Genomic DNA, 23941 nt, shown 5'->3' with positions numbered 1-23941 from the left:
ACGCACCGAGTAGTCACAGCACTACGGACCGGAGCGAAGCTGTGGCGCACACGCTCCCTTTGCGCTCCCCCATCCGCCCCCTGAGGTGCCCCGCCATGCTCAAAATCCGTACCGCGCCCCGCCCCCGAACGTTCGCCGCGCGCCTGGACTCCCGCACGGAATCCACCCCCGTCGCCCGGCAGTTGCTCCGCGCCTACCTCGCCGCGCTCCCCACCGGCGACCGCTACACCGACACCGCCGAACTCCTCCTCGGCGAACTCTTCGCCAACGCCGTCCAGCACACCGACGCCCCCGCCGACCGCCTCATCGAGATCCGCTTCGCCCTCACCGGCGACCGCCTCCGACTCGAAGTCCACGACGCCGGCACCGGCCGCCCCTCCCTCCGCACCCCCACGCCCGAGGACGAACACGGACGCGGCGTCCTCCTCGTCAACGAGCTGGCCGAGAAGTGGGGGTGCTGCCCCCGCGCCGGCGGCGTCGGCAAGTTCGTCTGGGCCCTGATCGCCCCCGCACCCTCCCCCACTTCCACCCTCCTCACCGTCTGAACAGGTGCCCACCATGCGACTCCCCCTCACCGCCCGGCACCTGTTCGACACCGGCTCCACCCCTGCCGACGCCTACGCCACCCTCGCCCGCCGCACCCGCCAACCCCTGCGCTCCGCCCGCGCCGTCTGCACCGCCCTCGGCATCCCCGCCGCCGAGACGGAACGCCGCCTCGACGACTGCTACGACGCCCTCCTCGCCACCCCCCGCCCCGGCTCCGAGAACGACACCGGCGAACTCCTCGAAGCCCTCGGCGTCTTCGACATCCCCAAGACCCCCGACGACCGCGACCTCGCCGTCATCGAACTCTTCCTCACCGCCATCGACGCCCACGGCAGCATCCGCGCCGGCCACCAACACGGCCTCACCCGCTGGTTCACCACCGGCAACCTCACCACCGCCTACCTCTCCCTCGCCGCCACCCAACCCCACCCCACCACCGGCGACCCCGCCCACTACTGGACCACCCTCATCACCGCCGGCGAACTCCTCACCACCACCCCCAACCCCGACCCCCGCCTCAAACCCGCCCTCACCCACTGCCGCACCCAAGCCAAAGCCCAAGCCCAAGCCGCCCACGCCACCCACCCATGAGCACAGGAAGTCGACCCACCCGACTTCCTGCGCAGCCCACAGCCCCACCGCGCAGAAAGCCAGCGCCCTGCTCCTCCTCCCACGCCCACGCCCGCGGCCCCGGCCCCGGCCCCGGCCCCGGCCCCGGCCCCGGCCCCGGCCCCGGCGCATCTTCCGCCATGCACTGGCGGTAGCCATGTGCCCTGCAGTCGGGCGATGCGGAAGCTCGGCCCGCGCCATTGAAGGGGCCCGGACGCGAGGCGCGTCCGGGCCCCTTCGAAGCCTTCGTGTCAGTGTGGGCGAAAGCACGCGGGTTCCCAGAGCCCTGAGCGCTGGGGGCCGGAACCTACACGTCAGTTGGTGGTTACGGTGGTCCCGCGCGCGGGACCACGGCTGGGGTTCGCAGTCCCTGACCTAGGCAGTTTCGTTTGGATCACCCGCGCACCCCGGGCCCCGCGAGCAAGCCTGCGCCGGCTCCTTCCTCGTCAGCTCGTTCCCGGTAGAGCTTGATCGAGGAGGACTTCCGCTGCCGCCCACGCGTGTCGGCCGTAGTCCGCTTCGTCCAGCACCATGGCGCGGCTGGCCGCCCCGTCCGCGAGGGTGGCCAATTGCTGGGCAAGTGAGAGGGGGTTGCGGCAGCCCAGCTCCGTCACCAAGGCGACGATCAGTTCCAGCATGCGCAGCTTCTGCTCCCGGGCGTAGGAGTGCACCGCGCTCTCCGGGTCGGGGAACTCCGCTGCGGCATCAATGAACGGACACCCGCGCGCCGGAGCCGCGTCCGACACCGGCTGGTCGAACAGCTTGCGGATCCGGTCACGCGGCGGGATGTCCTCGCGGGTCAGCACGCTTTCCAGCGTGGCCCCCGACAGCACGAGGTACTGCAAGTGGGCGATGACGAGATCGTTCTTGGTGCGAAAGTGCGCGTAGAGCGTCCGCTTGGACACCGGCGCCTCCTCCGCGATCTGTTCCATGCCGGTCGCGTTGATGCCCTGGGTCGCGAACAGCCGGGCGGCGGCAGCCAGAATGCGCTCCCGCCCTCCACGCCCCCGCCGCTGGGATGTCGCGGCCGCCGCACTCGCGGTCGTATCCATGAATGAAGTATACGCAATCGTTTACTTCACCCGGGAGGCCGCGCTACGGTGACGTCTGGATGTAAACGATTCCGTCTACATGGACTCTCCGTCACCAAGGAGTCACATGAACACGTTCGTTGAGTGGGGTGGGCGGGTAGCTCCGGCGGACGGCTCCGTCTGCCGGTGGCCCGCACGGAAAGACGTCCTGCTGAGGCTGATCCCGTGGTCCCCAGGGTTTTTCCCTCGTTCGGGTGGTTTGCCGTCTCGTGCCGCTTCTTCAGGGCTTCTGCAGTGTTGCCTGGCGGTCCGGCCGATCTTTGGTCCGGCCCACTTGTTGCCGCGGAAGGCTGTCGACCGGAGTCGGTCGCGGGTCGCGGCAATCACCAGGCGAAGGAGTCACCTTGGAAATCGTGAAATCTGGCGTCTATCGCATCGTCAGCTGGCCCGGCGAATTGGTCCCCGAGGCGCGGGTCCTCACAGCCGGGGAAAATGGTGTGACCGTTACGGCTCCGGGGGCTGCGCCGGAACGAGAGCAAGAGTGGAGCGTGGAGGTCGGCGAGGATGGCCTCGCCGCCATCCAGATCCCCGCCCGACTCTTCCCCTCTCGTTCCCTGAGTTACAAGGAGCCGGAGAAGGCCGAGAGGGTGATCCTGGGGCCGGTGAGCGACTTCCCAACCCGTGAGTGGAGGATCGAGCCACCTCCGCTGGCGCCAGTCCCGGCACCCTTCTTCATCCGTGTTCCAGATAAAGATCTGATGGTGGTCATTTCGCCGAAGCCGATCTTCCCGCCCATGCTTGAACTGGCGCCTTTCAACTTCGACCTCCAGCATGCCTGGGCGTTCCTGCCCGTCCAGCGGGATTAGCCGTGTGACATCCGGGTGAGGACACCGTCCCCATGCGCATGGCGTTCAGCGTCGTGGAGCACGTCGGTACTGGTCTCTTCGCCTGCGGACGCGCGTTGGGCTTCCGACTGCTGACGACCGTTAGTCACGCAGTGGGTCCAGGCCGTGCGGGGTCTGTCCGAGACCGAGGCGGGGCGGCTGCTGGTGCCCATGACACTCGTCTCGGGCCTGGCGATACCAGCCGGTCTCGCGGCGCAACCTGGTCCGCGGCCCGGTCATCGTCGCGGCCCTGGCCTGCCTGGTCGGATCGGCCGGAGTGCTCCTGTTCAGCGCGTCGGCCTGGATCGGCTGGGTCGTGGTGGTCACCCTGGTCTTCGGCATCGTCATGGGGACGACCGGCGCCGGCAACCAGACCGCCCTGTACAGCCAGGCACCCGCCGAACTGCTCGGCACCGCCTCGGGCCTGCTGCGGACCTCCGGCTACATCGGCTCGATCGCCGCATCCGCGATCACCGGCATCGTCTTCCGCACCGGCGTCTCGGACCACGGCATGCACCTGATCGCCTGGATCATGGTCGGCGTCAGCGTCGCCCTGGTCCTGATGACCGTCACCGACCGCACTCTGCCCACCAGGCCCCCCGCCGATCGCCCGACCCACTGACCAGCCGCGCAGGAAGTCGACCCCATCGACTTCCTGCGCTCACCCCACAGCCCCACACCCCCACGGCCCCCACCCCCACAGCCCCGCCGCGCAGAAAGCCAGCGCTCGCGACGGCCATGCCGTGCCGTGGTCCGATCCCCTTCCGGGGCCACCTCCCGACCAGACGGGCCGTGCCTGCCGAGGCCACGGCCAGCGACGGGCCGGCGAACGTGCTCGCCGCGGCTACCGCGATCACCAGCGGTCTCAGCCGAGCGCCTTGACGACCGTGGGACGGCGATCTGGACCACGTGGGGCGCATGGACGAAGCCCTTCAGCTCTGGGACGCGGTCAGCCGGTGATTCGACTGTTGGAGAAGCAGACTCTCCACGTCGCCCCGTCGGCCGTTCGAGGCACACGGGCGCCCTCCCCCGGATGGCGCCGCGCAATGGGCTGAATGGCCAGAGCGCCCTGAACGCGGCGATCCAGCAGGAGCGGGCGCTCTCCCGCCAGCAGCGGGCAGAGCCGCTGAACAGCCTTGCCGATGTCTCCGCGTCCGCCGCCCCACCGCGCGGCGGACCGGCAGGGCGTAGCGGCGGGCCCGGACACTCCATGCGTCCGGGCCCGCCGAGAACCGCGCCGCCGAACCGCACCGCCGTATCAGTGCGCGGCGGCCTCCCAGTTGGCGCCGACGCCGACCGAGACGTCCAGCGGGGCGCGCAGCGGGTAGGCGCCGGCCATCTGCTCGCGGACGATCGCCTCGACCTGCTCGCGCTCGCCCGGGGCCAGCTCCAGCACGATTTCGTCGTGCACCTGGAGCAGCATCCGGGAGGTGAGGCCGGCGGCGCGCAGCGCCTCGTCCACCCGCAGCATGGCGATCTTGACGATGTCGGCGGCCGAGCCCTGGATCGGGGCGTTGAGGGCCATCCGCTCCGCCATCTCGCGGCGCTGGCGGTTGTCGCTGTTGAGGTCCGGCAGGTAGCGGCGGCGGCCGAGCAGCGTCTCGGTGTAGCCGGTGGCGCGGGCCTCCTCGACGACCCGGTGCAGGTAGTCGCGCACCCCGCCGAAGCGCTCGAAGTAGGTGTCCATCAGGCCCTGGGCCTCGCCGGGCTTGATGCCGAGTTGCTGCGAGAGCCCGTACGCGGACAGCCCGTAGGCGAGGCCGTAGGACATCGCCTTGATCTTGCGGCGCATCTCGGCGTCCACCGCGCTGCCCGGGACCTCGAAGACCTGGGAGGCGACGGTGGTGTGCAGATCCTCGCCGGTGGCGAAGGCCTCCAGCAGGGCCTCGTCCTCGGAGAGGTGGGCCATGATCCGCAGTTCGATCTGCGAGTAGTCGGCGGTGAGCAGCGACTCGTGGCCCTCGCCGACCACGAAGGCGCGGCGGATGGCACGGCCCTCCTCGGTGCGGACGGGGATGTTCTGCAGGTTCGGGTCCTGCGAGGAGAGCCGGCCGGTGGCGGCGACCATCTGGTTGAAGGTGGTGTGGATGCGGCCCTGGGGCGAGACGGTCTTGAGCAGGCCCTCGACGGTGGTGCGCAGCTTGGCCTGGTCGCGGTGGCGCAGCAGGATGACCGGCAGTTCGTTGTCGGTCTGGGTGGCGAGCCAGGTGAGCGCGTCGGCGTCGGTGGTGTAGCCGGTCTTGATCTTCTTGGTCTTGGGGAGGGCGAGCTCGCCGAAGAGGATCTCCTGGAGCTGCTTGGGCGAGCCGAGGTTGAACTCGCGCCCGGCGGCGGCGTGCGCCTCCTCGACCACGCGCTGGATCTCGGTGGCGAACTGCGCCTCCAGGCTGGTGAGCCAGGGGCGGTCGGCGGCGATGCCGGTGCGCTCCATCCGGGCCAGCAGGGCGGCGATCGGCAGCTCCATGTCGCGCAGCAGCCCGGTGGCGCCGACCTCGGCGAGGCGGGTGTCGAAGAGCGCGGCGAGGTCGAGGACGGCGCGGGCCTGGAGCATGAGCGCCTGGGCGCCGGCCGCCGGGTCCTCCTCCGGGGCGTCGAAGGCGAGTTGGCCGTCCTCGGTGGCGGGGGCGGGGGTGAGCGAGCGGGCCAGGTACTCCTCGGCGAGCACCTCCAGGGTGAAGGTGCGGCGGCCGGGCTTCTCCAGGTAGGCGGCGAGGGCGGTGTCGGCGACGACGCCCTCGATGGCCCAGCCGCGCTCAGCGAAGGCCCGCATGACCTGCTTGGCGATGTGCAGGGCCTTGGGGGCGGCCGGGTCGGCGAGCCAGGCGGCGAAGGCCCGCTCGTCCTCCTCGGCGAGCTGCGCCGGGTCGAACCAGGCGGCGGCTTCCCCTGCGGCCAGGGCGACTTCGGTGACCTCGCCGGTGCCGAGCGCCCACTGGTAGACGGCGGCGAGGGCGACGGGGGCCTTGGTGTCGGCGGCGTGCTCGCGCAGCCAGCCGGCCAGCGTGCCCGGGTCGGTGAGCAGTTCGCCGTCGACCTCGACGCCGGGGGCGAGTTCGGCCGCGGCCTCCTCCTCGCCGGCGGCCGGGTCGATGCCGTGGACGCGGTCGCGGAAGTTGGCGTTGCGGAACTCCAGCGACTCCATCAGCGTGCCGACGGCGGCCTTGTCGAACGGTGCGCGGGCCAGGTCGCCTACGCCGAGCGGGAGTTCGACGTCGCGGACGAGCTCGGTGAGGACGCGGTTGCGCTTGACCGAGTCGAGGTGTTCGCGCAGCTTCTCGCCGATCTTGCCCTTCACCTCGTCGGCGCGGGAGACGAGTTCGTCGAAGGAGCCGAACTGGTTGACCCACTTGGCGGCGGTCTTCTCGCCGACGCCGGGGATGCCGGGCAGGTTGTCGGACGGGTCCCCGCGCAGGGCGGCGAGGTCCGGGTACTGGCGCGGGGTGACGCCGTACTTCTCGGCGACCTTCTCCGGGGTGTAGCGGGTGAGTTCGGAGACGCCCTTGGTCGGGTAGAGGACGGTGACGTGGTCGGTGACCAGCTGGAGGGCGTCGCGGTCGCCGGTGACGATGTCGACGTCGTAGCCGGCCGCCTCGGCGGCGGTGGCCAGGGTGGCGATGATGTCGTCGGCCTCGAAGCCCTCGGCCGTCAGCCGGGGGACGTTCATCGCGTCGAGCAGTTCGCCGATCAGGGGGACCTGGCTGCGGAACTCGTCCGGCGTCTTGGCGCGGTTGGCCTTGTAGTCGGGGAACTCGACGGAGCGGAAGGTCTGCCGGGAGAGGTCGAAGGCGACGGCGAGGTGGGTGGGCTGCTCGTCCCGGACGGTGTTGGCGAGCATCGAGGCGAAGCCGTAGACCGCGTTGGTGGGCTGGCCGGTGGAGGTGTTGAAGTTCTCCACGGGCAGGGCGTAGAAGGCCCGGTAGGCCATCGAGTGCCCGTCGAGCAGCATCAGCCGGGGCCGCGGACCGGCCCCGCCGCCACCCGTCGCGCCCTTGTCCGTACTCTGCGTAGCCACGTCAACGTCCCGTTCCTGCCGATTCCACTACCGGCCACCGATCCTATGGCCCGGCACCGACAAAAGGGGCGCCGTGCCGGTCGGGCGCGGGGCGCGGGCGGCGGGGGCGCGCCGGGGGCCGCCGCGCCTGACCCCGGACACGGCTGCTACCGCCGAGTAGGACGGTCGTACGATCACAGGCAGCACGACGACGATCCCCGAGCGGCAGGAGTTCCCCATGACCGACGCGGCCCCCGACGCGGCCCCCGTCCTGAAGGTCCCGCAGGACGTGCTGGACCACTTCGCCAAGCTCGGCGTCGACCCGCAGACCTTCTCCGGCGGCGCCCTCGGCGAGAAGCTCGGCATCCGGATCGTCGAGGCCTCCGGCGACCGGGTGGTCGGCACCATGCCGGTGGAGGGCAACCAGCAGCCGTACGGGCTGCTGCACGGCGGCGCGTCGGCGGCGCTGGCCGAGACGCTGGGCTCGATCGGCGCGATGCTGCACGCGGGCCCCGGCCGGTACGCGGTCGGGGTGGACCTCAACGCCACCCACCACCGCTCGGCCACCTCCGGGCTGGTCACCGGGGTGGCGACGACGGTGTTCAAGGGCCGCACCGCCGCCACGTACGAGATCGCGATCACCGACGACACGGGCAAGCGGGTCACCAGCTGCCGGCTGACCTGCATGCTGCGCGACCTCTGACCCCGCCCCGGCCCCTTCCCCGGTGCCGACGGCTCGTCACATCCCTTGGCCGCCCCCTTGTTTGACCTTCCGCCACCCTGGGCAGGCGTTGGTCTGGACAAGGGGGCGGCGGCATGTCCGGGCGCGGCCGATACGGCTGTATGCCCGGATTCCGCGCATGTAACGCTGCGTAACAGGCAGAAAATCCGCGCCATGGCCCGCTCCGAGGCCCGCAGGCACCCCGAAGCCCCTTCGCCATTCCCTCGATGTCCGGAATCCGGACGAGCATGGCCGGAACAAGTGAACCGGACGCGAGTGTCCGACTATCGGCGAGACCGGCCGCAGCCCCCCATTTCCGGCCTTTACATCGCCCCAACAGCCCCTAAACGCCCTACATCAGCGGATCGGTCGCGCCGAAACGACCACATGCTGAGACAACTGCTCTGTGTGCTCATAACAAGAGAATCACAGCCTCGCCACAGCACTGCCCGAGTCGCCCAGAGGCATCTAGAGTCACGGCCAGTCACCGCGCCAACGGATTGGGCCCGGCCCTCCGCGCATCCCGGCTCCCGCCACTCAGGCGCGGCGCCTCCCGAACCGAAGGGGACCCTCGTGCGTCACCGTTCCGCAATTGTCGTGAGCATTGCCGTGATCGGCGCCCTGAGCCTCAGCGCGTGCGGCTCCCGCGACGACAAGAAGTCCGCCGACGGAGGCACCGGCAACAGCGGCTCCACCACCACCGTCACCATCGGCATCGACGCCCCGCTCACCGGCGACCTCTCCGCCATCGGTATCGGCATCCGCAACTCCGTCGACCTCGCGGTCAAGAAGGCCAACGAACAGAACGAGGTCCCCGGCGTCAAGTTCCAGGTCAAGGCCCTGGACGACACCGCCAAGCCCGGCCCCGGCCAGCAGAACGCCACCCAACTGGTCGCCGACAACAGCGTCCTCGGCGTCGTCGGCCCGCTCAACTCCAGCGTCGCCCAGTCGATGCAGCAGATCTTCAACGACGCCAACCTCGTCGAGATCTCCCCCGCCAACACCGGCGTCGCCCTCAGCCAGGGCGAGAAGTGGGTCACCGGCGAGAAGAAGCGCCCCTTCAAGACCTACTTCCGCACCGCCACCACCGACGCCGTCCAGGGCCCCTTCGCCGCCCAGTTCCTCGCCAAGGACGCCAAGAAGTCCAAGGTCTTCCTGATCGACGACCAGAAGACCTACGGCGCCGGCCTCGCCGCCACCTTCAAGGCCGAATTCACCAAGCAGGGCGGCAACATCGTCGGCGAGGAGCACGTCAACCCCGACGACCGCGACTTCTCCGCCATCGTCACCAAGGTCAAGACCTCCGGCGCCGAAGCCGTCTACTACGGCGGCGAGTACCCCGCCGCCGGCCCGCTCTCCCTCCAGCTCAAGGACGCCGGCGTCAACATCCCGCTGATGGGCGGCGACGGCATGCAGAGCGCCGACTTCATCAAGCTCAACCCCAAGAGCGCCGGCGACTACGCCACCGCCGTCGGCGGCGCCGTCGAACAACTCCCCACCGCCGCCAAGTTCATCGCCGATTACAAGGCCGCCGGCTACAAGGACCCCTACGAGACCTACGGCGGCTACTCCTACGACAGCGGCTGGGCCATCATCCAGGCCGTCAAGGCCGTCGCCGCCGCCAACAGCGGCAAGCTGCCCGCCAACCCGCGCGCCGCCGTCGTCGACGCCGTCCAGAAGGTCTCCTTCGACGGCGTCACCGGCAAGGTCTCCTTCGACGAGTTCGGCGACACCACCAACAAGCAGCTCACCGTCTACACCGTCAAGGACGGCAAGTGGGCCGTGGAGAAGACCGGCACCTTCAACGGCTGAACCTCCGCCGACCGAGCCTTCAACGGCTGAACCTCCGCCGACCGAACCTCCGCCGACCGAACCTTCAACGGCTGGATCTCCAACGGCCGAGCCGGCCCGCACCACCCTTCCAGCAGCACAGCGCGCGGGGGCGCCACGAGTGCCCCCGCGCGCCCCCACATCCACCACCCACGCGGACACCCCCGAACGCACTACGGAGGCCCAGCGGTGCACGACCTACCGCAGCAGCTGGCCAACGGCCTGATCCTCGGCGCCCTCTACGGACTCGTCGCGATCGGCTACACGATGGTCTACGGCATCGTCCAGCTCATCAACTTCGCCCACGGCGAGATCGTCATGGTCGGCGGCTTCGGCGCCCTGACCGCCTACCTCGCCCTCCCCGGCGGCACCACCCTGTGGCTGGCCCTGCCGCTCATGCTGATCGCCGGCATCCTGGTCTCCACCCTCACCGCCGTCGCCGCCGAGCGCTTCGCCTACCGGCCCCTGCGCAACGCCCCCCGACTCGCCCCCCTCATCACCGCGATCGGGCTGTCCATCTTCCTCCAGCAACTCGTCTTCTCCTTCTACCCCGACGCCAAGAAGGCCCGGGTCTTCCCCAAGATCCCCGGCGACCCCTTCAGCCTCGGCTCCGTCACCATCCAGCGCAGCGACCTCTTCCTGATCATCGCCGCCCCGCTGTGCATGCTCGCCCTCGGCTGGTTCGTCACCCGCACCCGCTCCGGCCGCGCCATGCAGGCCACCAGCCAGGACCCCGACACCGCCAAGCTCATGGGCATCGACACCGACCGCATCATCGTCATGGCCTTCGCCATCGGCGCCGCGTTCGCCGCCGTCGCCGCCGTCGCCTACGGACTGCGCAGCGGCCAGGTCGACTTCCGGATGGGCTTCATCCTCGGCCTCAAGGCCTTCACCGCCGCCGTCCTCGGCGGCATCGGCAACATCTACGGAGCCATGCTCGGCGGCATCGCCCTCGGCCTCGCCGAAGCCCTCGCCACCGGCTACATCCAACACCTCCCCGGCATGCACCTCTTCGGAGGCGGCGCCTGGAAGGACGTCTGGGCCTTCGTACTCCTCATCCTCGTGCTCCTCGTCCGGCCCCAAGGCCTGCTCGGCGAGCGCGTCGCGGACAGGGCGTGACCACCATGACCACCAGCACCGAAACCACCCCGGTCATCCCCCTGCCGGCCCGCGCCGCCACCGCCCTCACCGGCCTCGGCGCCCTCGCCACCGCCGCCTCCGCCGCCCTCCCCTGGACCTGGACCTCCGACTTCCCCGGCGACCTCACCTACGCCGGCTCCCCCGCCGGCCTCCAATGGCTCGCCCTCGCCGCCGGCCTCCTCACCCTCCTCCTGCTCCTCGCCACCCACGGCACCCCCGGCCTGCGCTGGGCCGCCCCCGCCCGCAGCCACAACGCCGTCCTCTACACCGCCACCGGCGCCCTCGCCGTCAGCGTCTACTCCGTCGCCGCCATCGCCACCGAACTCGGCGGCCTCGCCAACCTCGAACCCGGCGGCTGGATCCTCGCCGCCGGCGGCCTCCTCACCGTCCTCGGCGCCCTCGGCCTCCCCCTCGACCGCCGCACCCGCGTCCCGCTGCGCGTCCTCGACAAGCGCCTGTTCCTGCTCGTCCCCGTCGCCCCCGCCGGCTGGTTCGCCGCCCACGCCATCCCCGGCGACCAGCCCGTCGCCCCCGTGATGACCGCCCTCGCCGGCGCCCTCGCCATCGCCGCCGGCGTCGTCCTGCTCCTCCAGCTCGGCCACCTCGCCCACACCCGGCTGCGCCTGGGCACCGTCGACCGGCCGCTGCCCGCGCCGCGCCGACTCCCCTCCTGGGCCGAAGTCCTGATCATCGTCCTGGCCTTCGGCCTCGGACTGTTCGCGATCACCTTCGGCATCGACACCGAGTACGGCGAACTCTTCATCGGCTACCTGCTGCTCGCCGCCCTCGTCGTCCCCGCCCTCACCCGGTCCGGCCTGCTCGCCCGACTGCGCGCCCTGACCGTCAAGCACCGCCCCGTCACCACCGGCGCCGCCTTCGCCGCCGCCGCGAGCTTCCCGTTCACCCAGACCAGCGACCAGTACACCTCCGTCGCCACCAACATCCTGATCTTCGCCACCGTCGCCCTCGGCCTCAACATCGTCGTCGGCCTCGCCGGCCTGCTCGACCTCGGCTACGTCGCCTTCCTCGGCGTCGGCGCCTACGCCGCCGCACTCGTCTCCGGCTCCCCCGCCTCCCCCATCCACGTCCAGTTCCCGTTCTGGGCCGCGATGCTCACCGGCGCCGCCGTCTCCATGGTCTTCGGCGTCCTCATCGGCGCCCCCACGCTGCGCCTGCGCGGCGACTACCTCGCCATCGTCACCCTCGGCTTCGGCGAGATCTTCCGCATCACCATGCTCAACCTCAACGGCACCACCGGCCCCAAGGTCACCAACGGCTCCAACGGCATCCCCCGGATCCCCGACCTGGAGATCCTCGGCTTCGACCTCGGCAAGCCGCACACCGTCGCCGGCATCGAACTCGGCCGCTTCTCCAACTACTACCTGCTGATGCTCCTCGTCACGGCCCTGGTCGTGCTCGTCTTCGCCCGGGTCGGCAACTCCCGCATCGGCCGCGCCTGGGTCGCCATCCGCGAGGACGAGACCGCCGCCGAAGCCATGGGCATCAACGGCTTCCGCCTCAAACTCCTCGCCTTCGCCCTCGGCGCCTGCCTCGCCGGCCTCGCCGGCACCGTCCAGGCCCACGTCAGCTACACCGTCACCCCCGACCAGTACACCTTCGCCGAGGCCCTCCCGCCCAACTCCGCGTTCCTGCTCGCCGCCGTCATCCTCGGTGGCATGGGCACCATCAGCGGGCCCCTCGCCGGCGCCACCCTCCTCTTCCTCATCCCCAAGAAGCTCGAATTCCTCTCCGACTACCAGCTGCTCGCCTTCGGCGCCGCCCTCATCATCCTGATGCGCGTCCGCCCCGAGGGCCTCATCCCCAACCGGCGCCGCCAACTGGAGTTCCACGAGGCCGCCATCCCGGCCCAGGCCGCCAGCGACGGCGCCGCACTCACCAAGGCAGGGGCGTGACCACCCAGATGACCACCACCGCCACACCCCTGCTCGAAGTCACCGGCGTCACCATGCGCTTCGGCGGCCTCCTCGCCGTCAACGACGTCAGCCTCACCGTCGGCGAAGGCGAGATCATCGGCCTCATCGGCCCCAACGGCGCCGGCAAGACCACCTTCTTCAACTGCCTCACCGGCCTCTACGTCCCCACCGAGGGCGCCGTCCGCTACCGCGGCGCCCTCCTGCCGCCCAAGCCCCACCTCGTCACCCAGGCCGGCATCGCCCGCACCTTCCAGAACATCCGGCTCTTCGCCAACATGACCGTCCTGGAGAACGTCCTCGTCGGCCGCCACACCCGCACCAAGGAAGGCATCTTCTCCGCCATCCTCCGCGGCCCCGGCTACCACCGCGCCGAAGCCGAGAGCCGCGAGAAGGCCATGGAACTCCTCGCCTTCACCGGCCTCGCCGACAAGGCCGACCACCTCGCCCGCAACCTCCCCTACGGCGAACAGCGCAAGCTGGAGATCGCCCGCGCCCTCGCCTCCGACCCCGGCCTCCTCCTGCTCGACGAACCCACCGCCGGCATGAACCCCCAGGAGACCCGCGCCGCCGAGGAACTCGTCTTCGCCATCCGCGACCAGGGCGTCTCGATCCTCGTCATCGAGCACGACATGCGCTTCATCTTCAACCTCTGCGACCGCACCGCCGTCCTCGTCCAAGGCCAGAAGATCGTCGAGGGCGACCGCGAAACCGTCCAGAACGACGAACGCGTCATCACCGCCTACCTCGGCGCCCCACTCGAAGGCACCGCCCCCGCAGTCGCGGAGACCGTTACGGAGACCGACCAGTGACCGCACTCCTCGAGGTCGAGGACCTCCGCGTCGCCTACGGCAAGATCGAAGCCGTCAAGGGCATCAGCTTCACCGTCAACCAGGGCGAGGTCACCACCCTCATCGGCACCAACGGCGCCGGCAAGACCACCACCCTGCGCACCCTCTCCGGACTCCTCAAACCCACCGCCGGACGCATCGCCTTCGACGGCCAGGACCTCACCACCGTCCCCGCGCACAAGATCGTCGCCCTCGGCCTCGCCCACTCCCCCGAAGGCCGGCACATCTTCCCCCGCATGACCATCGAGGAAAACCTCCTCCTCGGCGCCTTCCTGCGCACCGACACCGCCGGCATCACCGCCGACGTCGACCGCGCCTACGACCTCTTCCCCATCCTCGGCGAACGCCGCCGCCAGGCCGCCGGCACGCTCTCCGGCGGCGAACAGCAGATGCTCGCCATGGGGCGGGCCCTGATGTCCCAGCCCAAACTGCTCATGCTCGACGAGCCGTCCATGGGCCTGTCGCCGCTGATGATGCAGAAGATCATGGCGACCATCATCGAACTCAAGGCCGCCGGGACGACCATCCTGCTCGTCGAGCAGAACGCCCAGGCCGCCCTCTCCCTCTCCGACCGCGGCTACGTCATGGAGACCGGCCGCATCGTCCTCTCCGGGACGGGCGCCGACCTCCTGCACGACGAGTCCGTCCGCAAGGCCTACCTCGGCGAGGACTGAGCCCCGGTACGCACGAAGGGCCCGGCAGATCCCTCTGCCGGGCCCTTCTCGCATCCACGCCCTACTCGGACGTGTCCTCGTCCGCCTTCTTGCGGTCCTGCGCCGCGCCCTCCTCGATGACCGCCTCGGCCACCGCGGCCATCGTCATCCGACGGTCCATCGACGTCTTCTGGATCCACCGGAACGCCGCCGGCTCGTTCAACCCGAACTTCGTCTGCAGCACGCCCTTCGCCCGGTCCACCAGCTTCCGGGTCTCCAGCCGCTGGGTGAGATCCGCGATCTCCTCCTCCAGCGTCCGCATCTCGGTGTACCGCGACACCGCCATCTCGATCGCCGGCACCAGGTCCGCCTTGCTGAACGGCTTCACGATGTACGCCATCGCCCCGGCGTCCCGCGCCCGGTCCACCAGCTCCCGCTGCGAGAACGCCGTCAGCATCAGCACCGGCGCCAGGTGCTGCTCGTGGATCTGCTCGGCGGCGGAGAGCCCGTCCAGCACCGGCATCTTCACATCGAAGATCGCGAGGTCCGGCCGGAGCTCCTCCACGAGCCTCACCGCCGTCGCCCCGTCCCCGGCCTCGCCGACGACGGTGTACCCCTCCTCTTCGAGCATCTCCTTGAGGTCGAGGCGGATCAGCGCCTCATCCTCGGCGATCACAATCCGGGTGATCTGGGGCGAATCGGTCTCAAGCGGCTGTGCCTGCTCGTCGGCGGTGCTCACGGGGCTCCTAGTTCCGGCGGGGTACTGCAATAAATGAGGGTACCTAGCAGCAGCTGCCCGCACACAGCCGGTATGCTCTGTCGGGACTGGCCCCGCCGGGTTGGTGGAACGGCATACACGGATGTCTCAAACACATCTGCCCGAGAGGGCTTGCGGGTTCGAATCCCGCACCCGGCACCCTACGCAACGCCCTCATTCGTCCGGCCTTCATCACGACGGATACTCCCGGAATCACCTGCATTCCACCCGTGCACCCGGCTCAGCTCGCCCTCTCCAAGGGCTCCAACTCGACAGTGAGCCGCATGCCCAGCGCCGCCGCGAGCCGTTCCAGCACCACGATGGTCGGCATCGTTCCGCCCGCCTCGAAGCGGGCCACGGCAGGCTGCTGCATACCAGCCGCCGCGGACAGCTGGGTCTGGGTCATGCCGAGCGCCTCACGGCGCAGGCGGACGGCCTCCCCGAGTTCGAATCGGATCCGGGCCGCCTCGTAGGCCGCGCCCGCCCCCGGTCGGTTCAGGATCTCCTCGCGCAGAGCACGCCAGGACGTGCGTTCGCTCATCTCGCCCACTCCTCGTCCTCGTCAGCCGTGTGCTGCTCGGCCACGCAGCGACGCAGCGCCCGCCTCGCCCGGTCGACCTCCGCCGTCTCCCGCATCCGCGTCTTACGGAACACGGTCAGCAGGATGATCCTCCTGCCGGACGCGATCCAGTAGGTGATGCGCATGTCCAGCTCGTCCAGGTGGAAGCGCAGCTCCCGGAGCTTGCCGTCCAATTGCCTGGTGTGCGGTTCCCCGAGCAGGGGGCCGCGGGCGGCGAGCAGGTCGACGTAGAACGTCACCGTTTCCTGACCGTCGTGGCCCAGTCCGAGAATCCAGTCCCGGACCTCCGGCTCGAGCTCCACCTCTCCCCAAGTCATAACACGAATGTTATGGAGCCGCCAGGGCCGCCTCGCCCGGATCCGAGGACCGGCGGGCGGCATCCCTCCGGATGAGGGATGCCGCCCACGAATGACCGTTCGGACTCCGGTCAGTTGTCCAGGGTCCCCACGTGGTGGACGCGCACCAGGTTGGTGGAGCCGGCGAGGCCGGGCGGGGAGCCGGCGGTGATGACGACGATGTCGCCCTTCTGGCAGCGGCCGAGCGACAGGAGGGCCGCGTCGACCTGTTCGACCATCTGGTCGGTGGTGGGGGCGAAGGGGCCGAGGAAGGTCTCGACGCCCCAGGTGAGGGCGAGTTGGCTGCGGACGGCGGGTTCGTAGGTGAAGGCGAGGACGGGGATGGGTGAGCGGTAGCGGGTGAGGCGGCGGGCGGTGTCGCCGGACTGGGTGAAAGCGATGAGGTACTTGGCGTGCAGGAAGTCGCCGATCTCGGCGGCCGCGCGGGCGACGGCGCCGCCCTGGGTCCGCGGCTTGTTGCCGGTGGTCAGCGGGGGCAGTCCGGCGGCGAGGATGTCGGCTTCGGCGGCCTCGATGATGCGGCCCATGGTCTTGACGGTCTCGACGGGGTACTTGCCGACGGAGGTCTCGCCGGAGAGCATCACCGCGTCCGTCCCGTCGAGGACGGCGTTGGCGACGTCGGAGGCCTCGGCCCGGGTGGGCCGGGAGGCGTTGATCATCGAGTCGAGCATCTGGGTGGCGACGATGACCGGCTTGGCGTTGCGCTTGGCGAGCTTGACGGCGCGCTTCTGGACGAGCGGGACCTGTTCGAGGGGCATCTCCACGCCCAGGTCGCCGCGGGCCACCATGATGCCGTCGAAGGCGTCGACGATGGCTTCCAGGTTGTCGACCGCCTGCGGCTTCTCGATCTTGGCGATGACGGGGACGAAGCGCCCCTCCTCGGCCATGATCCGGTGGACGTCCTCGATGTCGCGGCCGCTGCGGACGAAGGAGAGGGCGATCAGGTCGGCGCCGGTGCGCAGGCCCCACCGCAGGTCCGCGACGTCCTTGTCGCTGAGTGCGGGGACGGAGACGGCGACGCCGGGGAGGTTGAGGCCCTTGTGGTCGGAGACGAGGCCGCCTTCGATGACGAGGCAGCGCACGCGCGGCCCGTCGACCTCGACGACCTCCAGGGTGACCCGGCCGTCGTCGACGAGGATGCGTTCGCCGCGGGTGACGTCGGCGGCGAGGCCGGGGTAGGTGGTGCCGCAGAGGTCCTTGTCTCCGACGACGCCGTTGTCGGTGGAGATGGTGAACTCGTCGCCGCGTTCGAGAAGTACGGGGCCGTGGGCGAAGGTGTCGAGCCGGATCTTCGGGCCTTGAAGGTCGACGAGGATGCCGACGCTGCGGCCGGTCTCGTCGGCGGCCTTGCGGACGCGGCGGTAGCGTTCCTCGTGCTCGACGTGGGATCCGTGGCTGAGGTTGAAGCGGGCGATGTCCATTCCGGCGTCGACCAGGGATTTGATCTGGTCGTACGAGTCGGTGGCCGGCCCGAGGGTGCAGACGATTTTTGCTCGGCGCATACTGCTGAGGGTAGGCATTACCGGCGCGTAACCACGACGCGGGTCCGGACGGCGGGATGACCTTTGCCGTAAGGCGAGTTGAACAATCTGACACATCCTCGGACCGGTGTGCGAGCAGCTGCCCGGGCGCCGTCGCCGTCCGGCCCTCCGATGCGAACCCGTGAAGGGGTGTTCACCCTTGGTTCACCGTCGGTTCGGCCGCCGCTCTGCTCCCGGCGGGACGCTCGTCACCCCCGGGTGACCACCCGGACGACGTAGCGGGCGAGGGGGAGGCGTTCGGCATGAGACGCACTCTGGGGGTGTTGGCGGCGTTGGCCCTGCTGGGCGGGGTGACGTACGCGCTGATCCCGAAGGACGACCCGGGCGGCGAGATCGTCACCGTTTCCGGCCTGATCGGTTCGGAGAAGCGCGACTTCTTCCAGGATCCGCAGGTCGTCGCCGAGTTGGCCAAGCAGGGCATGAAGGTGAACGCGGAGAGCATCGGCTCCTGGCTGATGGACGGCGATGCGAAGGACTTCGCGTTCCCGGCCAGTCAGCCGCCGGCCGAGAAGCTGCGCGCGGACTGGAACATCAAGGAGGTTCCGGTCCAGCCGTTCTACTCCCCGCTGGTGATCCTCGCGCACCGCCCGGTGGCGGACGTCCTGATGCGCAACGGCCTGGCCACCCTGGACCAGTCGACCGGGCTGTGGACGTTCCGGATGGACGCCTACCTGGCCGCGCTGAAGGCCAACCGCACCTGGCCCGATCTCGCGGGCGCGTCCGAGCACGCGGAGCTGAAGGGGCCGGTGTTCCTCACCACCACCGACCCGGAGACGTCCTCCTCGGGGGCGCTGCACATCGCCTTGTTGTCGTACCTGCTGAACAACCGTCAGGTGGTCTACGACCAGGCGGGGATCGACGCCACCAAGGACGTGCTGCGCACGGCGACCGCCGTCCAGGGCGGCCAGAAGAGCAGCAGCGACGAGCCGTTCAAGGCCTTCCTGGCCGGCGTCGGCAATCCGCTGGTGCTCGCGTACGAGTCGCAGGCCGCCGCGATGGTGCTGAAGGGCGAGTCGACCGGCGACATGGTGGTGCTGTACCCGGACACCACCATCTACACCGACCACACGATCGTCGGCCGCACGCCGAACGGCCGTCGGCTGGCCGCCCAGCTGCACGACAACGCCGAGTTGCGCAGGCTGGAGGCGAAGTTCGGCTTCCGTCCGCAGGACGACCCGGATGCCTTCGCCGCGCTGGTGAAGGGCAAGTCCCCGGTCCTGGCGCCCAATCTCGCGGCGGCGAAGGTCAACCAGCCGCAGATCCCCGTGCCCGACATCCTGACCAGGCTGATAAAAGCCGCCAAGGGGAAGGCCCAGTGAACTCCCGGATGAAGAAGCACAGTTGGCCGGTCGCCGCGCTGGCGTCCCTGCTGGCGGCCGCCGCCTGCACCTCCCCCGCACCGAGCCCGAAGCCGTCCGACCCGCCGGCGACGACGGCGCAGCCGGGGGTGCTGCGGGTGCTGGCCGGCAGTGAGCTGCAGGATCTGGCGCCGATCCTGGAGGATGCCCGGAAGGCGACCGGGGTGACGGTGCAGTTCTCCTGGACGGGGTCGCTGGACGGCGCGGACGCGGTGTCCTCGGGCCGGGCGGACGGCAAGTACGACGCGGTGTGGTTCCCGTCCAACCAGTACCTGCGGCTGGACGACGCGGGGAAGTCGAAGGTGCTGTCGGAGACGCCGGTGATGGTGTCGCCGGTGGCGGTGGGGGTACGCTCGTCGGTCCTCAACGAGCTCGACTGGGGGGACGGTTCGAAGGTCTCCTGGGCGCAGATCGGGGATGCGGCGTCGGCCGGGAAGCTGGCGTACGGGATGGCGGACCCGTCCCGGTCGAACTCGGGCTTCTCGACGCTGGTGGCGGTGGCCTCGGCGTTCTCGGGTGCGGGGGCGGCGCTGACCGAGGGGGACGTGCAGAAGGCGGCGCCGCAGCTGAAGCAGTTCTTCGCTGGGCAGAAGCTGACGTCCGGCTCCTCGGGCTGGTTGGCGCAGGCGTACACCCGGGCGGAGCCGGGCAAGGTCGGGGCGCTGGTGAACTACGAGTCGGTGCTGCTGTCGATGAACAAGTCGCTGGCCGCGGACCAGCAGTTGACGGTGATCCGCCCGGTGGACGGCGTGGTGTCGGCGGACTATCCGCTGTCGCTGCTGTCCTCGTCCGCGCAGCGGGAGCGGGACTCCTTCCAGCGGTTGACGGCGTACCTGTTGAAGGAGGACGTGCAGAAACGGATCTCCGAGGTGACGCTGCGCCGCCCGGTGGCCCCGGGGGTGTCGCCGGCGGCCGGGCTGCCGTCGGACCGGCGGCGGGAGCTGCCGTTCCCGGGGAGCCGGGCGGTGGCGGACGGGCTGCTGGCCTCGTACCAGAACGAGCTGCGGCGGCCGTCGCGGACGGTGTACGTGCTGGACACCTCGGGGTCGATGGAGGGGCCGCGGATCTCGGCGCTGAAGTCGGCGCTGGGCCGGTTGACGGGGGCGGACGACACCCGGGCGGTGCGCCGGTTCCGGGACCGCGAGGAGGTGACGCTGATCTCCTTCGCGTCGAAGGTGAAGTGGGCGAAGACGCACGCGGTGCCGGCCTCGGGGAGCAAGCCGGGCCCGGAGGCGGAGCTGGCGTCGATCGACGCGGACGTGCAGTCGCTGTCGGCGTCGGGCGGCACGGCGTTGTACGACTCGCTGGAGGAGGCGTACCGGGTGATCGACCGGCAGCAGTCGGCGGCGGGGGACGACCGGTTCACGTCGATCGTGCTGATGACCGACGGGGAGAGCAACGAGGGCGCCACGGACGCCGACTTCAAGAAGTTCCACGACGGGCTGCCGGCCGGGCAGAAGTCGATCCCGGTGTTCCCGATCAAGTTCGGGGAGGCGGCGGTGGGCCAGTTGCAGGGGATCGCGGACGCGAGCGGCGGCAAGCTGTTCGACGGCTCGGGGTCGCTGGACGGCGTGTTCGAGGAGATTCGTGGCTACCAGTGACGGGTTCGGCCGGCGGGTGCTGCGGTACCTGGAGTCGGCCCGGAACCTGGTCGGCTGCGGGGGCGGCGCGGTGGGGCTGGGGCTGCACTTCGCCGGGCTGGGCGGGGCGTGGTGGCCGGCGGTGGTGGCGGGGCTGTACGGGGCGGGCGCGCTGCTGACGCCGGGCCCGCGGACCGGCCCGCCCGGCGAACCGCCCGTCGAACCGCCCGTCCTGCCGGTCGTCCCGCTGGTACCGCCGCTCCTGCCGGAGCCGCCGGGGCCGGCCTCGGGGTCCACGCCCGATCCCGGAGCCGCCCCCGGAACCCGCCCCGGAGCCATCCCCGTACCGGAGCCCGCGCCGCGGCCCGATCCCGAACTCGCGGCGCTGGCCGAGTACCTGGCCACGGTGCCGCTGCCCGCTTCGGCGGGGGTGGCGGACCTGTTGGCGACGCTGCGCGCGGCCGGGCCGGGGCCGGTGCCGGAGGAGATCGTGCGGCACCGGCTGCCGGTGGCGGTGGCCGGCTACCTGCGGGCGCTGACCTGGCGGCCGTGGGCGGGGCCGGACGCGCCGGACCCGGAGGCGGAGCTCGGCCGCGAGGTGCGCCGGCTGGTCGCGGACCTGGGCTGAGGCGCGGACCCGCATCGAGTCGCGGACCTGAACCGAGGACCCAGGACCCGGATCGACGAGCCCAGGCCGAGTCCTCCTACCACCCCGGCCTCCACCCACCGCCGTCACGAACGAGTCGCCAAGATCTCACCTGCTGGAAACGTCGGAGGGCTATCCACCGGCCGGGCCCGCACGGCACACTTCTACGCGCGTCCTTCTACGCGCGTCGATGCGCGTCGGCACGCCACCCGAACACCAGTTGACGGTCCGTCGGCCCGTCAGTCCCCACCGGGAGAGTCGTCCATGCCCCTGAACCGCCGTGACTTCGTCACCCGGTCCGCCGCCACCGCAGCAGGCGCCGCCCTGACCGGCGGAGCAGTCGTCGCCGCCGCCCCCGCCGCCGCGGCCGCCGAACCGGCCCCGGCGGCCGCCAAGGGCAAGCGCAAGGGCCGCAAGCAGGCCTTCACCGTCATGGGCACCACCGACCTGCACGGCCGGGTGCTCAACTGGGACTACTTCACCGACGCCGTGTACGCCGACAAGGCGCACAACGACGTCGGCCTCGCCAAGATCTCCACCCTGGCCAACCAGGTCCGCGAGGAGAAGGGCTGGGACCGCTGCCTGCTGATCGACTCCGGCGACATCATCCAGGGCACCCAGCTGACCTACTACTACGCCCGGATCGAGCCGATCGCCACCGACGGCGACAACGTGCCCGACCACCCCATGGCCGTCGCCATGAACCTCATGGGCTACGACGCCGCCGCGCTCGGCAACCACGAGTTCAACTACGGCATCCCCACCGTGAAGGCCTTCGAGGACCAGCTGGAGTTCCCGCTGCTGGGCGCCAACGCGCTGCACGCGAAGAACGAGAAGCCGGCCTTCAAGCCGTACGTGATCAAGGAGGTGTGGCTGGACGAGGACACCCCGCTGAAGGTCGGCATCCTCGGCCTCACCAACCCGGGCATCGCGATCTGGGACAAGGCCAACGTCACCGGCAAGATGGTCTTCCCGGGCATCGTCGAGACGGCCGCCAAGTACGTGCCCCGGATGAAGGCCGCGGGCGCGGACGTCATCGTCGTCTCCGCCCACTCCGGCATCGACGAGCCGACCACCTACGGCGACCAGCTGCCCTGGCCGGAGGACGCCTCCGGCGAGATGGCCGAGACCGTTCCGGGCATCGACGCGGTGCTGGTGGGCCACACCCACAAGGAGGTGGCGCAGCGGCTGATCGTCAACAAGAAGACCGGCAGGACCGTGGTGCTCTCCGAGCCGCTGTGCTGGGGCCAGCGCCTGAGCTGCTTCGACTTCGACGTCGAGTTCGCCGACGGCACGTGGAAGGTCCTCTCGGTGTCCTCGCGGGTGCTGAACTCCAACACCGTGCCGGAGAACCCGGAGATCGTGGACGCGCTGACCGAGCAGCACAAGAAGGTCGTGGCGTACGTCAACCAGCAGATCGGCACCTGCAAGACGGATCTGTCGATCGCCGAGGCGCGGTTCCGGGCGACCCCGATCATCGACCTGATCGGCCGGGTGCAGGCGGACGCGGTGAAGGCGGCGCTGGCGGGCGGGCAGTACGCCAGCCTGCCGGTGCTGGCGCAGGCCGCGCCGTTCAACCGCACCGCGCTGATCCCGGCGGGCCAGGTGAAGCTGCGCGACGCGGCGGGTCTGTACATCTACGAGAACACCCTGGAGGCGCGCGTCCTGACGGGTGCGCAACTGAAGGACTACCTGGAGTTCTCGGCCAAGTACTACAACCAGCTGGCCCCGGGCGCGCCGGTCGACAAGGACGCGATGACCGGCGCGGAGACCACGCCGGACTACAACTACGACTCGCTGTACGGGCTGAGCTACGACATCGACATCGCGCAGCCGAAGGGTCAGCGGATCGTCAACCTGTCGTTCCAGGGCAAGCCGATCGACCCGGCCGCGCAGTTCGTCCTGGCGGTCAACAACTACCGGGCGAACGGCGGCGGCAACTTCCCGCACGTGGCGCAGGCCAAGCTGGTCTGGTCGAACTCGGACGAGATCCGCAACACGATGATCGCCTGGGTGAAGGCCAAGGGCGTCATCGACCCGGCCGACTTCTTCACCGACTCCTGGCGCCTGGTCCGCGCCGGCCAGCCGGTGTTCTAACACCCGGCCCCGAAGGCCGTCGGCGCGGGACGAACCGTCCCGCGCCGACGGCCTTCGTGCTGTTCGCAGTGGAAGAATGGGGCCATGAGCGAGTTCCAGATCCCAGAGCGCCACGCGCGGCTGCTGGCCTACGCGCAGAGCCTGACGCCTCCGGCCGGGTGGAAGATCGAGATCTCCGGCGACGAGATCATCATGATGGCCGGCCCATCGGTGATCCACCAGCGCAACCTGCTGCTCATCCGCGAGCAGTTCGACGCGCGCCGCCCGTCCGACCTGATGCCGAGCGAGAACACCGATCTGGCGTCGCCGAACGTGGGCAAACTGCGCAACCCCGACCTGACCTACATCCCGCTCTCGGTCGTCGAGCTGGGAGGCAACGAGGTGCCGGCCGAGGAGGCGGCGATCGCGGTGGAGGTCGTCTCGCCGTCGAACCCGGAGAACGACCTGGTCGGCAAGGTGCGCGACTATCCGCTGATGCGGATCCCGATGTACCTGCTGATCGACCCGCGCAAGGGCGACATCACCCTCTACTCCGAGCCCTCCGGCGGCGTCTACCACCAGCAGTGGACCGGCAGGTTCGGCGACCGGGTGCCGATCCCCGCCCCCTTCGGCTTCGAGCTCGCCACCGACGGCCTCATCCGCTACCCGGCCTGACCGATCAGGTCACCCGGCGAGACGATCGGACATTCGGCGAAGACGGCGCCCGCCTGCTGCGCGAGTCGGACGCACCGCTGACCGCGGTGGCGGCGCAGACCGGCTACGGCTCGGAGTACGCCTTCGCGAAGGCGTACAAGCGCGAGTACGGCCGGGCCCCCGGCGGCTACCGCCGGGGGCCCGCG

The 23941-nt window shown here is 70.4% G+C and carries 21 protein-coding genes and 1 tRNA gene; 16 read left to right on the top strand and 6 right to left on the bottom strand.

Annotated features, from left to right (window positions below):
• Positions 1-95: 95 nt before the first annotated feature.
• Entirely contained in the window at positions 96-545 is a 450-nt protein-coding gene (locus tag ACIPLC_RS09580; protein WP_400472371.1) for an ATP-binding protein, read from the top strand.
• 13 nt (positions 546-558) lie between these two features.
• Positions 559-1137, top strand: coding sequence for a hypothetical protein (locus ACIPLC_RS09575; protein WP_400472370.1), 579 nt, complete (start codon positions 559-561; stop codon positions 1135-1137).
• Positions 1138-1601: 464 nt separating this feature from the next.
• On the opposite strand, the gene ACIPLC_RS09570 is transcribed toward ACIPLC_RS09575, so the two are convergent.
• Positions 1602-2207 carry a TetR/AcrR family transcriptional regulator gene (locus tag ACIPLC_RS09570; protein WP_400472369.1) on the bottom strand — a complete coding sequence of 202 codons (606 nt, stop codon included), beginning with the start codon at positions 2205-2207 and terminating at the stop codon, positions 1602-1604.
• A gap of 383 nt (positions 2208-2590) precedes the next feature.
• Between ACIPLC_RS09570 and ACIPLC_RS09565 the strand changes: the two genes are divergently transcribed.
• Complete coding sequence (locus ACIPLC_RS09565) at positions 2591-3052, top strand: hypothetical protein (RefSeq protein WP_400472368.1); 462 nt, start codon at positions 2591-2593, stop codon at positions 3050-3052.
• 295 nt (positions 3053-3347) lie between these two features.
• Positions 3348-3692, top strand: a complete 345-nt coding sequence (locus ACIPLC_RS09560; protein WP_400472367.1) for a hypothetical protein — start codon at positions 3348-3350, stop codon at positions 3690-3692.
• A gap of 636 nt (positions 3693-4328) precedes the next feature.
• Here the strand turns inward: ACIPLC_RS09560 and polA are convergent.
• Positions 4329-7016, bottom strand: coding sequence for a DNA polymerase I (polA, locus tag ACIPLC_RS09555; protein ID WP_400472472.1), 2688 nt, complete (start codon positions 7014-7016; stop codon positions 4329-4331).
• A gap of 283 nt (positions 7017-7299) precedes the next feature.
• On the opposite strand from polA, the gene ACIPLC_RS09550 reads away from it, so the two are divergent.
• The 6 genes from ACIPLC_RS09550 (at position 7300) to ACIPLC_RS09525 (ending at position 14208) form a co-directional block, all read left to right on the top strand.
• Entirely contained in the window at positions 7300-7764 is a 465-nt protein-coding gene (locus ACIPLC_RS09550; RefSeq protein WP_400472366.1) for a PaaI family thioesterase, read from the top strand.
• A 591-nt stretch (positions 7765-8355) separates the two neighbouring features.
• Positions 8356-9594: a branched-chain amino acid ABC transporter substrate-binding protein gene (locus ACIPLC_RS09545; RefSeq protein WP_400472365.1), complete on the top strand. Its 1239-nt coding sequence runs from the start codon at positions 8356-8358 to the stop codon at positions 9592-9594.
• Positions 9595-9801: 207 nt separating this feature from the next.
• Entirely contained in the window at positions 9802-10731 is a 930-nt protein-coding gene (locus tag ACIPLC_RS09540; protein WP_196951530.1) for a branched-chain amino acid ABC transporter permease, read from the top strand.
• A gap of 5 nt (positions 10732-10736) precedes the next feature.
• Positions 10737-12665 (top strand): branched-chain amino acid ABC transporter permease, encoded by a 1929-nt coding sequence (locus ACIPLC_RS09535; RefSeq protein WP_400472364.1) that lies wholly within the window; start codon positions 10737-10739, stop codon positions 12663-12665.
• A gap of 8 nt (positions 12666-12673) precedes the next feature.
• Positions 12674-13495 (top strand): ABC transporter ATP-binding protein, encoded by an 822-nt coding sequence (locus ACIPLC_RS09530; RefSeq protein ID WP_400472471.1) that lies wholly within the window; start codon positions 12674-12676, stop codon positions 13493-13495.
• The gene (locus ACIPLC_RS09525; RefSeq protein ID WP_350881732.1) at positions 13492-14208 is read left to right on the top strand and encodes an ABC transporter ATP-binding protein; all 717 of its coding nucleotides are present in this window, start codon (positions 13492-13494) and stop codon (positions 14206-14208) included. The genes ACIPLC_RS09530 and ACIPLC_RS09525 overlap by 4 nt, the downstream gene beginning before the upstream one ends.
• A gap of 61 nt (positions 14209-14269) precedes the next feature.
• Here the strand turns inward: ACIPLC_RS09525 and ACIPLC_RS09520 are convergent, their stop codons facing one another.
• Positions 14270-14926 (bottom strand): ANTAR domain-containing response regulator, encoded by a 657-nt coding sequence (locus ACIPLC_RS09520; protein ID WP_400472363.1) that lies wholly within the window; start codon positions 14924-14926, stop codon positions 14270-14272.
• A 94-nt stretch (positions 14927-15020) separates the two neighbouring features.
• Here ACIPLC_RS09520 and ACIPLC_RS09515 point away from each other — a divergent pair.
• Positions 15021-15103: transfer RNA gene (locus ACIPLC_RS09515), tRNA-Leu, on the top strand.
• An 82-nt stretch (positions 15104-15185) separates the two neighbouring features.
• Here the strand turns inward: ACIPLC_RS09515 and ACIPLC_RS09510 are convergent.
• From ACIPLC_RS09510 to pyk, 3 genes are all read right to left on the bottom strand, one after another.
• Positions 15186-15485 (bottom strand): helix-turn-helix transcriptional regulator, encoded by a 300-nt coding sequence (locus tag ACIPLC_RS09510; protein ID WP_350881736.1) that lies wholly within the window; start codon positions 15483-15485, stop codon positions 15186-15188.
• Positions 15482-15841 carry a type II toxin-antitoxin system RelE/ParE family toxin gene (locus tag ACIPLC_RS09505; RefSeq protein WP_363588913.1) on the bottom strand — a complete coding sequence of 120 codons (360 nt, stop codon included), beginning with the start codon at positions 15839-15841 and terminating at the stop codon, positions 15482-15484. The genes ACIPLC_RS09510 and ACIPLC_RS09505 overlap by 4 nt, the downstream gene beginning before the upstream one ends.
• A 110-nt stretch (positions 15842-15951) precedes the next feature.
• Entirely contained in the window at positions 15952-17382 is a 1431-nt protein-coding gene (gene pyk, locus ACIPLC_RS09500; protein ID WP_400472362.1) for a pyruvate kinase, read from the bottom strand.
• 281 nt (positions 17383-17663) lie between these two features.
• Here pyk and ACIPLC_RS09495 point away from each other — a divergent pair, with 281 nt between their 5' ends.
• From ACIPLC_RS09495 to ACIPLC_RS09475, 5 genes are all read left to right on the top strand, one after another.
• Positions 17664-18740: a hypothetical protein gene (locus ACIPLC_RS09495; RefSeq protein ID WP_400472361.1), complete on the top strand. Its 1077-nt coding sequence runs from the start codon at positions 17664-17666 to the stop codon at positions 18738-18740.
• An 8-nt stretch (positions 18741-18748) separates the two neighbouring features.
• Entirely contained in the window at positions 18749-20380 is a 1632-nt protein-coding gene (locus ACIPLC_RS09490; protein WP_400472360.1) for a VWA domain-containing protein, read from the top strand.
• Positions 20367-20987 carry a hypothetical protein gene (locus ACIPLC_RS09485; protein ID WP_400472359.1) on the top strand — a complete coding sequence of 207 codons (621 nt, stop codon included), beginning with the start codon at positions 20367-20369 and terminating at the stop codon, positions 20985-20987. Before ACIPLC_RS09490 ends, ACIPLC_RS09485 begins: the two co-directional genes overlap by 14 nt.
• Positions 20988-21269: 282 nt before the next feature.
• Entirely contained in the window at positions 21270-23102 is a 1833-nt protein-coding gene (locus ACIPLC_RS09480) for a bifunctional metallophosphatase/5'-nucleotidase (RefSeq protein ID WP_400472358.1), read from the top strand.
• A gap of 84 nt (positions 23103-23186) precedes the next feature.
• Positions 23187-23756, top strand: coding sequence for a Uma2 family endonuclease (locus ACIPLC_RS09475; RefSeq protein WP_400472357.1), 570 nt, complete (start codon positions 23187-23189; stop codon positions 23754-23756).
• Positions 23757-23941: the final 185 nt, after the last annotated feature.

Source organism: Kitasatospora sp. NPDC086801 (assembly GCF_044745805.1).
Lineage (GTDB): Bacteria > Actinomycetota > Actinomycetes > Streptomycetales > Streptomycetaceae > Kitasatospora.
The sequence above is the reverse complement of the archived record's forward strand: the minus strand, read 5'-3'. Positions and strand labels throughout refer to the sequence as shown.

Excerpts from the sequence above, each read along its gene's own strand:
- ACIPLC_RS09535 (WP_400472364.1), top strand. The coding sequence starts at position 10,737 with ATGACCACCAGCACCGAAACCACCCCGGTCATCCCCCTGCCGGCCCGC.
- ACIPLC_RS09575 (WP_400472370.1), top strand. The coding sequence starts at position 559 with ATGCGACTCCCCCTCACCGCCCGGCACCTGTTCGACACCGGCTCCACC.
- ACIPLC_RS09530 (WP_400472471.1), top strand. The coding sequence starts at position 12,674 with ATGACCACCACCGCCACACCCCTGCTCGAAGTCACCGGCGTCACCATG.
- ACIPLC_RS09495 (WP_400472361.1), top strand. The coding sequence starts at position 17,664 with ATGAGACGCACTCTGGGGGTGTTGGCGGCGTTGGCCCTGCTGGGCGGG.
- ACIPLC_RS09570 (WP_400472369.1), bottom strand. The coding sequence starts at position 2,207 with ATGGATACGACCGCGAGTGCGGCGGCCGCGACATCCCAGCGGCGGGGG.
- pyk (WP_400472362.1), bottom strand. The coding sequence starts at position 17,382 with ATGCGCCGAGCAAAAATCGTCTGCACCCTCGGGCCGGCCACCGACTCG.
- ACIPLC_RS09580 (WP_400472371.1), top strand. The coding sequence starts at position 96 with ATGCTCAAAATCCGTACCGCGCCCCGCCCCCGAACGTTCGCCGCGCGC.
- ACIPLC_RS09510 (WP_350881736.1), bottom strand. The coding sequence starts at position 15,485 with ATGAGCGAACGCACGTCCTGGCGTGCTCTGCGCGAGGAGATCCTGAAC.
- ACIPLC_RS09490 (WP_400472360.1), top strand. The coding sequence starts at position 18,749 with ATGAAGAAGCACAGTTGGCCGGTCGCCGCGCTGGCGTCCCTGCTGGCG.
- ACIPLC_RS09550 (WP_400472366.1), top strand. The coding sequence starts at position 7,300 with ATGACCGACGCGGCCCCCGACGCGGCCCCCGTCCTGAAGGTCCCGCAG.
- ACIPLC_RS09505 (WP_363588913.1), bottom strand. The coding sequence starts at position 15,841 with ATGACTTGGGGAGAGGTGGAGCTCGAGCCGGAGGTCCGGGACTGGATT.
- ACIPLC_RS09475 (WP_400472357.1), top strand. The coding sequence starts at position 23,187 with ATGAGCGAGTTCCAGATCCCAGAGCGCCACGCGCGGCTGCTGGCCTAC.
- polA (WP_400472472.1), bottom strand. The coding sequence starts at position 7,016 with ATGCTGCTCGACGGGCACTCGATGGCCTACCGGGCCTTCTACGCCCTG.
- ACIPLC_RS09480 (WP_400472358.1), top strand. The coding sequence starts at position 21,270 with ATGCCCCTGAACCGCCGTGACTTCGTCACCCGGTCCGCCGCCACCGCA.